The organism is Thalassospira lucentensis, from assembly GCF_032921865.1.
Lineage (GTDB): Bacteria > Pseudomonadota > Alphaproteobacteria > Rhodospirillales > Thalassospiraceae > Thalassospira > Thalassospira lucentensis_A.
Genome location: NZ_CP136684.1, coordinates 882,719 through 895,653, shown reverse-complemented (window position 1 = coordinate 895,653; position 12,935 = coordinate 882,719). Strand labels below are relative to the sequence as shown.

The window sequence follows — 12,935 nt, the reverse complement described above, 5'->3', positions numbered from 1 at the left end:
TTTCAGCACAAATATTACTTTCTGCCAGAATTTTCTTGCTGTTGCGCGTTGGGGGCGTTGCGGCGTTTTCCAAATATAAGGGTCTTTCATGAGTCTCACCCTCATTGTTTTGCTTCCCTTCCTTGGGGCGGTGTTACCCGCCGTCATGATCAGGGCCGGGCGCAATGCGTGCGCCACAGCAACCGGCTCGGTCACGCTGCTTGCCCTGATCCTGCTTATCGCCAAGGCGCCGGCCGTTATTGGCGGAGAAGTGTTTCAGGTCCGCTATGAATGGCTGACCGAACTGGGATTGAACGTGACCTTCTTCCTTGATGGTCTGGGATTGCTGTTTGCGACCCTGATCCTGGGGATTGGTCTGCTGATCATCATTTATGCCCGTTTCTATCTGTCGAAAGACGATCCGATGGGGCGGTTCTATGTGTTCCTGCTGCTGTTTCAGGGCGCGATGGTCGGCATTGTTCTGTCGGACAACATTCTGCTTCTGCTGATTTTCTGGGAACTGACGTCGCTGTCATCCTTCCTTCTGATCGGTTACTGGAAACATCTGCCCGAAGGTCGACAGGGCGCGCGTATGGCGCTGACCGTTACCGGGGCAGGCGGGCTTGCGATGATTGCCGGGATGCTGATCCTTGGAAATATCGTCGGGTCCTATGACCTGACGGTGATCCTGCAAAATGCAGATCTGATCCAGGCGTCACCGCTTTATGTGCCAGCCCTTGTTCTGATCCTCTTGGGCTGCTTTACCAAATCCGCACAGTTCCCGTTCCATTTCTGGCTGCCGCATGCCATGGCCGCACCGACACCGGTTTCGGCCTATCTGCATTCGGCAACCATGGTGAAGGCGGGCATCTTTTTGATGGCGCGCATGTGGCCGGTTCTGTCGGGAACGCCGGAATGGTTCTATATCGTTGCGACCGCCGGTCTTGTGACCATGGTGCTGGGCGCATGGATTGCGATCTTCAAACACGACCTTAAGGGGCTTCTGGCCTATTCCACGGTCAGCCACCTTGGTCTTGTGACCATGCTGTTTGGTTTCGGTACGCCGATGGCCGCCGTTGCGGGCGTGTTTCATATCATCAACCATGCGACCTTCAAGGCGGCTCTGTTCATGACCGCCGGGATCATCGACCATGAAACCGGGACGCGCGATATTCGCCGTCTGGGCGGGTTGCTGAACCTGATGCCGATTGCCGGGACCATCGGGATCATTTCGGCCGCATCGATGGCCGGGATCATTCCGTTAAACGGGTTCCTGTCCAAGGAAATGATGCTGGAAGAAGCATGGCATACCGTCTGGCTTGATCAGAACTGGATCGTGCCGTTGCTGGCGACGGTTGGCGCGCTGTTCTCGGTTGCTTATTCGCTGCGCTTTATCTTCCATGTCTGGTTTGGCAAAACCCGTGATGAACTGCCCCATCATCCCCATGATCCGCCCTTTGGCATGTGGGCACCGCCCGCATTCCTGACGGTTCTTGTGGTTCTGATCGGCTTGTTCCCGGCAGCAATTGCCGGGCCGCTGGTGGCGGCCACGTCCAATGCGGTCACGGGCGGGAACCTTCCGGACTATTATCTGGCACTTTGGCACGGGCTGACCCCGGCACTTGCCATGAGCACGATTGCCCTTATCGGCGGTGCGTTGCTTTTGCTGCGCCATGGCGGTTTGATGTCGGTAACGGCCAACCTGTCGCGGCCCGACGCCAAGGCCATGTTTGACTGCCTGATCGTCAAGGTCGTCGCGCTTTGCCGTGTGATATCGGACAATCTGCATAACGGTTCGCTGCAACGCTATCTTGCGGTTATGGTCTTTGCCGCGATTGCCATCGGTCTTTCGGGGTTCTATGCCGAACCGGATCATACCGCAGGCACACGTGAACTTCTGGCGGTTTCACCGCCCGCTGCCATTGGCTGGGTGCTTCTGGTCGGGACCTGTATCGCGGCGGTCGCGATGCATCACAACCGGCTTCTGACCCTGCTTCTGGTGGGGGTCATCGGTTTGATCGTCTCGCTTGGCTTTATCTATCTGTCGGCACCGGATCTTGCCCTGACGCAGATCTCGGTCGAGGTGGTGACGGTCATCCTGATGTTGCTGGCGCTGAACATCCTGCCAAAGGAAACCCCGAAGGAAAGCCAGCCGGGACGCAAGTTCCGCGACTGGGTAATTGCAATCGCGGCCGGTCTTGGCATGGGCGGGGCTGTCTGGGCGATCATGACGCGTGAATTGCCTAATTCGATTTCAGCCTATCATCTGGCCAATTCGAAAATCGAAGGCGGGGGGACCAACGTGGTCAACGTGATCCTCGTTGATTTCCGCGGTTTTGATACCTTTGGCGAGATCATCGTTCTTGGCATTGCCGCCCTTTCGATCTTTGCCCTGATTGAAACGGTTACCCAGGGTGAGGCGGCGAAACGTCTTGCAAGCTGGGTGGTCGATAATCGCCGGTCGGCTGATCGCCATCCGATGATGATGGTCATTGCAACGCGGGTGATGTTGCCGCTGGCGCTGCTGGTGGGGGTTTACATCTTCCTGCGCGGCCATAACGAACCGGGCGGTGGCTTTATCGCCGGTCTGGTCGTTTCGGTCGCACTGGTCATGCAATATATGGCGTCGGGCTTTGGCTGGACCCAGAACCGCATGAAAGCCAATTATCACGGCATGATCGGGTTGGGTGTGATTGCCGCGGCCATTACGGGTCTTTCGGCCTGGGTGGCGGGGCTGCCGTTCCTGACCAGTGGCTTTGTCCATGTTCATCTGCCGATTGTCGGCGAATTTGAACTGGCATCTGCCATGGGCTTTGACCTTGGCGTGTTCCTGACGGTTGTCGGGGCGGTTACCCTTGCCCTTGCCAAACTGTCGCAGGTGGAACGCATGGCCGAGCATGTCGATATCAATCCCGAGCCGATGGACCATGATCCGTCCGCCGCGGCCCAGCAGGTCGCGACAGCTGAGAAAGAGGCCTGATATCATGGAGTTTCTTGTAGCAAGCAGTATCGGGCTTCTGACCATGTGCGGCACTTATATGTTGCTGCGTGGTCGTACTTTCCCGGTGGTAATCGGTCTGGCACTTCTGTCCTATGCGGTGAACGTTTTCCTGTTCGCCATGGGGCGCCTGACCATCGATATGCCGCCAATCCTGCGTGATGGTGTTACGGAATACACCGATCCGCTGCCCCAGGCACTTGTCCTGACAGCGATCGTGATTTCGTTCGGGATGACCGCACTTATCGTTGTGCTGTCAATCCGCGCCTATCTTGAAATCGGTAATGACCATGTTGACGGTCGCCCGGTTGGCGAGCCTTCCGAAGCAGGAGACAAAAACTGATGGGTCACTGGATTGTCGTTCCCATTGTGCTGCCTGCCGTGATGGCCGCCCTGATTGTTCTGGCGGTTCGGCATGACATTGTTCTGCAGCGCATATTCTCGATCACCTCGACCGTTGCCCTTGTGGCGGTCACTCTGTCGCTGGTGATTTTTGCCAATAACAACAACCCGGAAATGTACGCACTTGGCGACTGGCCGGCACCGTTCGGGATCGTGATCGTACTGGATCGCCTGTCGGCGATGATGATCTTTCTGACCTCGATCCTCGGTCTTGGTGTCATCCTGTTTGCATCAAGCGAATGGGACAAGCGTGGCCAGCATTTCCACGCCCTGTTCCAGTTCCAGTTGATGGGGGTCAATGGTGCGTTTCTGACCGGTGACGTGTTCAACCTGTTCGTTTTCTTCGAGGTGCTGCTGATCGCATCCTATGGGTTGATGCTGCATGGTGCCGGGGCGGAACGCCTTAAGGCGGGCATGCAGTATATCGTCATCAACCTGACGGGTTCGACCCTGTTTCTGGTCGGGGTCGGCATGATCTATGCCGTGACCGGAACGCTGAACATGGCCGATCTGGCCATCCAGGTGCCGCAGGTGGCCGCCGGTGATGCCGCGTTGCTGCGTGCCGGGGCGCTGATCCTGCTTCTGGTGTTTTGTGTGAAGGCGGCTTTGGTGCCGGTTCATTTCTGGCTGCCGGGGACTTATGCCAATGCACCGGCACCGGTGGCTGCCCTGTTTGCGATCATGACCAAGGTCGGTGCCTATTCGATCCTGCGCGTTTACTCGCTGGGCTTTGGCGAAAATGCCGGTGATATGGCATGGCTCGCACAGCCCTATATCCTGCCTGCGGCGATTGTCACACTGGCGATTGGCATGATCGGGGTGCTGGCGGCCAAGCGGCTTAATGGCCTGATTGCGTTTTCCGTGATTGGATCGATGGGAACGCTTTTGATTTCCATCGCGCTGTTTACGCCCGAAAGCATTTCGGCCGGTCTTTATTACCTGCTGCATTCGACCTTTGCCGGGGCGGCCCTGTTCCTGATCGGTGATCTGGTGGCGTCACGCCGGGGGGCCATCTATGGCGACAAACTTGAAACGGCACCGGTTTTCCATCAATCGGGGCTTCTGGCGGTTCTGTTCTTTGTTGCGGCCATCGCCATGGCCGGGATGCCGCCGCTTAGCGGTTTTATCGGCAAGCTGATGATCCTTGATGCGGCACGTGACAGCGACCTGTCTGTCTGGATCTGGTCAGTCATTCTTGTGACGTCGCTGATGTGCATTGTCGGTTTTGGCCGTGCAGGCAGTGTCCTGTTCTGGAAAAGTGCCTCGGCTGAAGGTGTGATCGAGGTCGAGGGGGCAAATTGGCCGGTTCTTCCGATCGTTGCCGCCTGCGGAATGCTGTGTGCACTTGTTGCCCTGACGGTGTTTGCAGCACCGATCATGGATTACCTGCAGGGCACGGCAGCGCAGTTGTTTGACACCACGGATTACATCCGGGCTGTGCTGGGTGAAATACCCGCCACACAGCCTGGCCAGTAAGCGGTGATGAAAGGATAGTGATGATGTTGAAACGTTGTCTTCCCCACCCGCTTCTGTCGCTGGCCCTGCTGGTTGTCTGGGTGTTGCTGGTCAATGAAATATCGGCCGGTGCCGTGGTCTTTGGTGCGATCCTGGCGATTGTGGTGCCGTTGATCACGTCAAGTTTCTGGCCGGCCGCGCCAAAGGTCGGCAATGCCTATGCGATCTGCGAATACGGCCTGATCGTGTTGTGGGATATTCTGGTGGCGAATGTTGTCGTTGCCGGATTGATCCTGTTTCGCAAGGCCGAAAGCCTTGAAACGAAATGCGTTGTCGTTCCGCTTGATCTGACCTCGCCGGAGGCGATCACGACCCTTGCGGGGACGATCACCATGACGCCGGGCACCGTGACCATTGATCTGAGTGCCGATGCCAAAAGCCTTCTGGTGCATTGCCTGCATGCGCCGGACCCGCAGGGCGTGGTTGATGATATCAAGACCCGCTATGAAGGCCGTCTGAAGGAGATTTTCGAATGATCGAATATGCGCTGAATTTCGGCTTTATCTGTGTGGCGGTCGCCCTGTTGATGAATTTGTGGCGTTTGGCCAAGGGACCGACCATCGCGGACCGTGTTCTGGCCGTCGATACCATGGCGATCAACGCCATCGCCCTTCTGGTGCTGTACGGGATCAGCCGCGCAACCTCGATGTATTTCGAAGGGGCGCTTCTGTTTGCCATGTTCGGCTTTGTCTCCACCGTTGCCTATTGCAAGTTCGTCTTGCGTGGCGACATCATCGAATAGGGAGAGAGACGATGCCGTTTATTGCCGAACTCGTCATTTCCGTTCTGATCGTGATTGGCGGATTGTTCCTGCTGATCGGGTCGTTCGGGATGCTCAAACTGCGCGAATTGCTGCCGCGGCTTCATGCGCCGACCAAGGCAACCACGGTTGGCGTTGGCGGAATCCTGATCGCATCGATGCTGTTCTTCTGGATCGAACGCGGGCATTTCACCATTCATGAATTGCTGATCACGCTGTTCCTGTTCCTGACGGCACCGATCACCGCGAACCTGATCGCCAAGGCCTATTTGCTGCGTCATGTCGATCCGCACGCGGATCTTCCGAAAAGCGGTCAGGACGAAGGCTGGGCAACCTTTGATCCGGTCGGCCCGGATGGCTATGACCCCAGCGAGGAATACAAACCCGATCAGAAGTGAACACGGGTGGAGATTTGCAAACGGCACCGTTCATGCGGTGCCGTTTTGGTATGCTGTTAACAGGAAAACCGCATGATCCTTGAAACCGAACGGCTTTGGCTGCGTCCGCGAACACTGGATGATCTTGAAGACTGCTTTGCGATGGATCGTGAACCCGGTGTGACCGACTTTGTTCAGGGACCGTGGGCCGACGAAACCGAACATCGTGCCTTTATCCATGATCGCATCACCATGGATTACGGGCCGGGACTTGGATACTGGTCGCTGTTTTTAAAAACGGAACCGGATCGTTTCATTGGCTGGGTGCTGCTGATCCCCGAGGATGCGGTTGGGCCCGAGATCGAAATCGGCTGGCGGTTGAAACCGGCTTTCTGGGGCAGGGGATACGCATCCGAAGCCGCCAATGCCCTGTTGGCGCATGGGTTTGAAAACATGAAACTGCCCGGTTTCATTGCCTGTATCGATGCCCGGAATATCGGATCACTTGCGGTGGCGCGAAAGATCGGCATGTGTCCTCACAAGGACGACAACGATATCGTGCAATATGCGATCACAGCAGATGATTTTGCAAAACGTCCTCATAGATGACATTGCCGATCTGCCTCTGATCTTGTTATGACAAGGGCAGGAGGAACGCGTTTCACATGCCGGATTTCAGCATCGAAGATCAGTATTGCGGGCGGATCGCCGGGATCGACGAGGTCGGTCGTGGGCCGTTGGCCGGGCCGGTGGTTGCGGCGGCCGTTATCCTGCCGCGCGATGAACGGTTGCCGGAAGTCCTTCTGGGGGAACTTAACGATTCCAAAAAGCTTTCGGTCAAGAAACGCGACTTTCTGTTTGAGGTGATCATGGGCTGTGCCGAGGTCGGCATCGGTGCGGCATCTGTCCGCGAGATCGACCGGATCAATATCCTGCAGGCCACATATGTCGCCATGCGCCGTGCGGTGGCGCGCCTGCCGCAATGCCCCGATCAGGCGCTGGTGGACGGCAATCGTGACCCGGGGTTGCCCTGTGCGGTCGAAACGATCATCAAGGGTGATGGCAGGTCATTATCCATCGCGGCGGCATCCATCGTTGCCAAGGTCGTGCGCGACCGCGCCATGACCCGGCTTGCCGTGCGCTATCCGCATTTCGGCTGGGATGGCAATGCCGGTTATGGGGTGAAAAAGCATATGGACGGGCTTGGCATTGTTGGCCCGACCCTGCATCACCGCCGCAGTTTCAGGCCGATTGCCGAATTGCTTGTGGATTTGCCAGCGGATGATGGATCAGGGTTTACCGTGTCGTGATTTTGCTTCGATCTCGCGTAGCAGGCTGACGAAGGCACGCAAACCGGCTGATATGTTTTTGCGACTTGGATAATAGAATGCCAGCCTTGAATAACTGATCGACCATTCTTCCAGAACGCGGATCAGGCGACCGGTTCGGATGTCATCCTCAACCAGCCACAGCGGAAGATTGGCAAGTCCTGCTCCGGCTCTTGCTGCCTGCAAAAGCAGTTCCCCTTCATCCAGACAAAGCTGCCCGGGGACATCGATGCTGCGGATCTTATCCTTATACCGGAAATCCCAGTGATAGATCGCCCCGCTACCAAGGCGGGATCGTATGCATTCATGGTTAAGCAGGTCGTCGGGGGTTTGGGGCCGTTCGCGTGCGGCGAAATAGGACGGTGCGCCGACAACGGCAAAACTCATCTCCGGCCCGGCAGGGACGGCAATCATGTCGCGCGGAACTTCTTCGGTAAGGCGAAATCCCCCGTCAAAACCTTCGGCGACAATATCGACAAATCGCCCTTCGGTGACAATGTCGACCTTCATGTCCGGATAGCGGCGCATATATTCCAGAATAATCGGTTTCAGGACAACACGCGCGGCCAATGCGAAACTGTTTATCCGAAGTCGGCCAACCGGTGTGTTGCGATGCGCGTTGATGTTTTCGACGGCCTGATCGATTTCTGAAACTGCAGGCGCAATACGGGCAATGAACCGGTCCCCGGCTTCTGTCAGCGAAACGCTGCGTGTCGTGCGATTGAACAACCGGACATCAAGCCGTTTTTCAAGAGCAGCAACCGCATTGGATAAGGCAGTGGGGGACATGCCAAGTTCATGTGCCGCTGCTCGAAAGCTGCCGCGGCGGGCAACCGCGATGATGGCTTCCAGTTCGGTCAGGCCGGATTTATGCATTGTCCCGATTTTCGAAATTTAACATACAGGTTAATCTATATTAACAGGATTATCGTGACTGCCTAGATTTTCTCCAACGACCCTGCACAGGAGAAAACGGTATGCATCAGATCGATAAAATTTATATCAATGGCGAATTCGTCACGCCGAGGGGTTCGGCGCTTTTTGATCTTTATAATCCTGCCACGGGGATGGTGAACGGGCAGGTGCGCCTTGCCAATCGTGACGATGCCCAGAAAGCGATTGCGGCTGCAAAAGCAGCTTTTCCGGCCTTTTCGCAAAGTACGAAAGAAACCCGTCTGGCATTGCTGTGGCGCCTTTATGACGCGGTTGTCGCGCGTGCCGATGATATTACGGCTGCCGTGGTCGAGGAGTATGGCGGCCCGGTTTCCATGATGCCGCAATGGACGAAAATGGCAGCACAGAACTTTCTGGATATGGCTGAGGCACTGGGAAGTTACGATTTCACGCAGAAAATTCGGGCAAGCGACGTTGTGATGACCCCGATAGGGGTTGTGGGGGTTATCATCCCCTGGAACAGCAATGTCGGTTTTATCACCAGCAGGCTTGCGACCGCGATCGCGGCGGGTTGCTGCACCGTTATCAAACCCAGTGAAATGAGCGCATTGCAAACCCAGATCCTTTGCGAAAGCCTGCACGTGGCAGGCCTGCCCAAAGGGGTTCTTAATGTTGTGACCGGTACCGGGATTGAAGTTGGGGCGGAGATCGCCCGGAACCCGGATGTGGCAAAAATATCCTTCACCGGTTCAACGGCGGTGGGGAAAGATATCCTTCGTGCCAGTGCCGATACCATGAAACGGGTAACACTTGAGCTTGGGGGCAAGTCCCCAACGATCATCCTTGACGATGCCGACCTTGATGCTGCGGTTCCGCTTGTTCTTACTGCGGGCTTCTTGAATAGTGGTCAGGCCTGTATTGCCGGTACCAGGGTGCTGGTTACGCGTGAAAAGCATGATGAACTTGCGCAAAAACTGATTGCTGCGATGAATGACATTGTGGTCGCCGAGCCCACCGATCCGGCATCACGTATTGGCCCGATGGTCAGTCGCAAACAATATGAACGCGTACAGGGCTATATTATCAAAGGCATCGAAGAAGGTGCGGACCTTTTGGCGGGCGGGCCAGGACACCCCGAAGGGCTTGGCGGTTATTTCGTTAGACCGACCCTGTTTGGCAATGTCGATAATGCCATGACGATTGCGCGTGACGAAATTTTTGGCCCGGTTCTTTGTCTGATCCCCTATGAAGATGAAGAGCAGGCGATAACGATTGCCAATGATACGGATTATGGTCTTGCGGCCTATGTGATGTCGTCCGATCCCGCGCGGGCGGGACGTGTCGCAGAACGCATTGATGCCGGGCGCGTCTGCATAAATGGCTTCCAGCACGAACCACAGGCACCGTTTGGCGGTTTCAAGCAATCAGGGATCGGTCGTCAATATGGGGTTCATGGGTTGGAAAGTCATCTTGAACCGAAGGTCATTATGGGGCGGTAATTTCAAACAAGGACAGACGAACCGTGCCGAAACGGCATGAGATTTCGGGCGGTTCGTCATGCGCTGCAATGGTATGGAAATCCGGCCTGAAGGCCCTATGAGGCCTGCGTCACGCTTGCCCGGACAAGGTCGGTGCCATCACTGTCACGTGTAATCGCGGCAAATCCGTCCTTCTGGCGCACCGTGACCCGTTCCTGTACCCGGCATTCGGTGCGGAACTGGATATCGATGCTTTCGGGATGGAAGTCCGGTTTTGCATCCGCACCGGTTGCGCCGAGGACCCACTGCATCAGGCGGACATTGTTGACATGCCCATACAGGTCAAGGTCGGATGGCCGGGCCTTTATGCTGTCGATTTCGGGTAACGGGTCGCTGGTAAAGGGCGGTCGAAACGGCGGTGCGATCAGCTTGGGGCCGGGCGGGTCTGGCAGCCTTTCCTCGATCCAGTCGGGCCAGCTTGCCGCGCGCCGTTCAATCAGGTCAAACATCACCCAGAAGCTTTGCGCGACTGCAATCACATCACCCTTGCCATCGATCAGACGGAAATCGCGGGTGGCAACACGTCTTGCAACGCCGGATGGCCATGTTTCGACAATGATATCCTCGCCATTGCCGGGATAGCGCCGCACATGAATGACCATGCGTGCCAGCACCCATGCTATGCCCTGATCCACCGTATCGTCATAGGCCAGTTTCAGGATACGGGCGCCCCAGCCAGCCGCATCCTGCATGTAATCGGCAAGAGCCGACAGCATCGCAAGGCCGTTATCCCCAATTTCCGAATATCGCACGCGATAGGTGCCGCGCCATCCGCAATTGGCGGGCAGGGCCGGTCTGGCGATTTCGTCCCAATCGATGATCATGTCGGCCAATCCTGTGTCATTCCCTGACAGTTATAGAAACCCGGTTGGCTGCTTGCAAATCCGGACTGCAAATTCGCAATACGAACCGGGATGTCCCGAAGGTTCATCTTGCTCATTTCGGCAAAGCTGGTGATGATGGTTAAATTCAGGGTTGGGCTGCGTCATGTGTATCTTGTGGCCCTTCGGGGGAACCATCAAAAATGAATGATCAAATGCGTTCATTTAAAACGAAGAATGCAGTTCCCTTGGGTTAAATTTAAGAGAACAGTGATGTTTAATTAAATGGAAAAGCGAAAATACAACAAGACGTTACGCGCAGAAAAAGAAGATGAAACGCGCCTGAAGATTGTCGAGGCCGCGATGAGTTTGCATGGTGAAGTCGGCCCTGCACGCACAACCATCAGCGCCATTGCCGACCGCGCCGGTGTGCAGCGCCTGACGGTCTATCGGCATTTTTCCGAAGAAAATGAACTGCTTGATGCGTGCTTGTTACATTGGCTGAGCCTTAGCCCGCCGCCCGATCCCACATCATGGCGCGAGTCGGTGCCAGAGGGTGACTGGGGCCTTGCGATCCTTAGCATGCTTTATCACTATTATGGTGAAACGGCCTATATGTGGGATCATTGCTATCGGGATCAGGAGAGCGTTGCGGCGCTTCACGAACACATGACGGGCTTTGATGCCTATCTCGACATGCTGTGTGTTGATGTGCTGGCAAGCCTTCCCGATGCCCGACGCAAGGGCAAAATGTGCAAGGCTGTTGCGCGGCACGCGGTGCAATTTGCGACATGGCAGTCGCTGTCACAGACGGGCGTGGAAAATTCGGAAATGGCGGCTCTGATGGATGACTGGCTGCATAAATGCCCGGTTTCGTGATCGGGCTTTGTCGTCTAATCCATCGGTCGCTGGCGCATCTTTTTGACATCGCCGCGTTTCTTCTTCGTGTCGACCCGTTTGCGTTTCGCCGATAGGGACGGGCGGGTTTTGACGCGGAACTTTTTGCGTTCGGCGGCTTTGCGCAGCAGCGCCAGAAGCCGTTCTATCGCGTCCTGCTTGTTGCGTTCCTGTGTGCGGAAACGCTGCGCGTCAAAGATGATTTCCCCGTCATTGGTCAGCTTGCTGCCTGCCAGTTCGCGCAGGCGATCACGCACGCGTTGCGGCAATTCCGTCAGATCATCGATGCGCACGCGCATTTGAACCGCGGTCGATACTTTATTGACGTTCTGGCCGCCCGGACCGGATGCACGCACGAACTGAAATTGCAGGTGGCGTTCATCAAGATAAAGATCATTTGAGATTTCGAGCATGGCGGATCGTCTAAGTAATAGGGGCGATAAGTTGTGCGGCGAATTTGCACGGCGGATGCCCGGAAACCGGTGGGTGCTGTCGATTGAAAATCGATCGCATTCCACCTACATTGAAGGCACTTACCCTGTCAGGGGCGGGCAGGGCTGTAAACAGGAAATAAGACGTGCAGGCATCGTATCTTTATCTGGCGTTGGGCTGGCTTTCAGTTGGACTTGGCATTGTGGGCGCGTTTCTGCCAATTCTGCCGACGACGCCCTTCATGCTGCTGGCGGCCTGGCTGTTTAGCAAAGGATCGCCGCGCCTGCATGCGTGGATTTACAACCATCCACATTTTGGCCCGTCCATCCGTCACTGGACCGAACATGGCGTGATCAATCGCCGGGCCAAGATCATGGCGATGTCGGCCTTTGTCGTGGTGATTGCCGCATCCCTGATCTTTGTTGAAAACCGCTGGATCGTGATGATCCAGTTGCTGGTCGCAATTCCAGTCAGCTGTTTCATCCTGTCACGCCCGTCGCGCATTCCCGCATCCATCCCGGTAACACAGGGCGGGGAGCCGGGCACAGGCGTCTGATACTGTCGGGTGTTGAGGTATTACCGCTTAGCCCGATTTACGGGTCAGTTCTTCCTGACAGGTTTCTTCGAGCTTATCGAGTTCATCAAGTGTCGCGTCGATATCCTGACGCTGTTTGCGCAGGGTATCGCGGCGCTCATTGATCTTATCGACAAGGATGGTCAGCTGCATGATTTCGCTGCGGTCCGTATCATACAGGTCCAGCAGATCGCGAATTTCCTTAAGCGAAAAGCCAAGCCGTTTGCCGCGCATGATCAGACGCAGGCGCACGCGGTCACGCTGGCTATAGATGCGGGTCTGCCCCTGACGCGCGGGCGCGATCAGTTCCTGGTCCTCGTAAAAGCGGATGGTACGCGTCGTGACGTCGAACTCGCGGGCAAGGTCGGTGATGGAATAGCTGTCGTTCATGACATCCCGTTCAGGTTTACGCTTACGTAA

15 protein-coding genes are annotated in these 12,935 nt (G+C 56.1%); 11 read left to right on the top strand and 4 right to left on the bottom strand.

Features of this window, described 5'->3' with window-relative positions; genetic code table 11:
- Positions 1 to 88 precede the first annotated feature (88 nt).
- The 8 genes from R1T41_RS04805 to R1T41_RS04770 all read left to right on the top strand — a co-directional run bounded on the left by R1T41_RS04805 (position 89) and on the right by R1T41_RS04770 (position 7,341).
- A complete protein-coding gene (locus tag R1T41_RS04805) occupies positions 89 to 2,959 on the top strand; it encodes a monovalent cation/H+ antiporter subunit A (RefSeq protein WP_062948256.1) in 2,871 nt (956 codons plus the stop codon).
- A gap of 4 nt (positions 2,960 to 2,963) precedes the next feature.
- Positions 2,964 to 3,320, top strand: coding sequence for a Na+/H+ antiporter subunit C (locus tag R1T41_RS04800; RefSeq protein WP_062948254.1), 357 nt, complete (start codon positions 2,964 to 2,966; stop codon positions 3,318 to 3,320).
- Positions 3,320 to 4,855 carry a monovalent cation/H+ antiporter subunit D gene (locus R1T41_RS04795; RefSeq protein ID WP_247794603.1) on the top strand — a complete coding sequence of 512 codons (1,536 nt, stop codon included), beginning with the start codon at positions 3,320 to 3,322 and terminating at the stop codon, positions 4,853 to 4,855. Before R1T41_RS04800 ends, R1T41_RS04795 begins: the two co-directional genes overlap by 1 nt.
- A 20-nt stretch (positions 4,856 to 4,875) precedes the next feature.
- Complete coding sequence (locus R1T41_RS04790) at positions 4,876 to 5,370, top strand: Na+/H+ antiporter subunit E (protein WP_231858121.1); 495 nt, start codon at positions 4,876 to 4,878, stop codon at positions 5,368 to 5,370.
- Positions 5,367 to 5,636 (top strand): K+/H+ antiporter subunit F, encoded by a 270-nt coding sequence (locus R1T41_RS04785; protein WP_007090204.1) that lies wholly within the window; start codon positions 5,367 to 5,369, stop codon positions 5,634 to 5,636. The genes R1T41_RS04790 and R1T41_RS04785 overlap by 4 nt, the downstream gene beginning before the upstream one ends.
- Before the next feature lie 11 nt (positions 5,637 to 5,647).
- Positions 5,648 to 6,052 carry a Na+/H+ antiporter subunit G gene (locus tag R1T41_RS04780; RefSeq protein ID WP_062961220.1) on the top strand — a complete coding sequence of 135 codons (405 nt, stop codon included), beginning with the start codon at positions 5,648 to 5,650 and terminating at the stop codon, positions 6,050 to 6,052.
- 72 nt (positions 6,053 to 6,124) lie between these two features.
- Positions 6,125 to 6,640 carry a GNAT family N-acetyltransferase gene (locus R1T41_RS04775; RefSeq protein ID WP_317340319.1) on the top strand — a complete coding sequence of 172 codons (516 nt, stop codon included), beginning with the start codon at positions 6,125 to 6,127 and terminating at the stop codon, positions 6,638 to 6,640.
- A gap of 56 nt (positions 6,641 to 6,696) precedes the next feature.
- The gene (locus R1T41_RS04770; RefSeq protein WP_317340317.1) at positions 6,697 to 7,341 is read left to right on the top strand and encodes a ribonuclease HII; all 645 of its coding nucleotides are present in this window, start codon (positions 6,697 to 6,699) and stop codon (positions 7,339 to 7,341) included.
- Here the strand turns inward: R1T41_RS04770 and R1T41_RS04765 are convergent.
- On the bottom strand, positions 7,321 to 8,235 hold the full coding sequence (locus tag R1T41_RS04765) for a LysR family transcriptional regulator (protein ID WP_317340315.1): 915 nt from the start codon (positions 8,233 to 8,235) through the stop codon (positions 7,321 to 7,323). The genes R1T41_RS04770 and R1T41_RS04765 overlap by 21 nt on opposite strands.
- 101 nt (positions 8,236 to 8,336) lie before the next feature.
- On the opposite strand from R1T41_RS04765, the gene R1T41_RS04760 reads away from it, so the two are divergent.
- Entirely contained in the window at positions 8,337 to 9,752 is a 1,416-nt protein-coding gene (locus tag R1T41_RS04760) for an aldehyde dehydrogenase family protein (RefSeq protein ID WP_317340313.1), read from the top strand.
- Between the two features lie 95 nt (positions 9,753 to 9,847).
- On the opposite strand, the gene R1T41_RS04755 is transcribed toward R1T41_RS04760, so the two are convergent.
- On the bottom strand, positions 9,848 to 10,615 hold the full coding sequence (locus R1T41_RS04755; RefSeq protein WP_317340311.1) for an acyl-[acyl-carrier-protein] thioesterase: 768 nt from the start codon (positions 10,613 to 10,615) through the stop codon (positions 9,848 to 9,850).
- 282 nt (positions 10,616 to 10,897) lie between these two features.
- Here R1T41_RS04755 and R1T41_RS04750 point away from each other — a divergent pair, with 282 nt between their 5' ends.
- Complete coding sequence (locus R1T41_RS04750; RefSeq protein WP_317340309.1) at positions 10,898 to 11,491, top strand: helix-turn-helix domain-containing protein; 594 nt, start codon at positions 10,898 to 10,900, stop codon at positions 11,489 to 11,491.
- A 14-nt stretch (positions 11,492 to 11,505) separates the two neighbouring features.
- On the opposite strand, the gene arfB is transcribed toward R1T41_RS04750, so the two are convergent.
- Entirely contained in the window at positions 11,506 to 11,922 is a 417-nt protein-coding gene (arfB, locus tag R1T41_RS04745; RefSeq protein ID WP_062948238.1) for an alternative ribosome rescue aminoacyl-tRNA hydrolase ArfB, read from the bottom strand.
- A gap of 164 nt (positions 11,923 to 12,086) precedes the next feature.
- On the opposite strand from arfB, the gene R1T41_RS04740 reads away from it, so the two are divergent.
- Positions 12,087 to 12,497 (top strand): YbaN family protein, encoded by a 411-nt coding sequence (locus R1T41_RS04740; protein ID WP_317340306.1) that lies wholly within the window; start codon positions 12,087 to 12,089, stop codon positions 12,495 to 12,497.
- Between the two features lie 27 nt (positions 12,498 to 12,524).
- Here the strand turns inward: R1T41_RS04740 and R1T41_RS04735 are convergent, their stop codons facing one another.
- Entirely contained in the window at positions 12,525 to 12,905 is a 381-nt protein-coding gene (locus R1T41_RS04735) for a MerR family transcriptional regulator (protein WP_062948234.1), read from the bottom strand.
- Positions 12,906 to 12,935 lie beyond the last annotated feature (30 nt).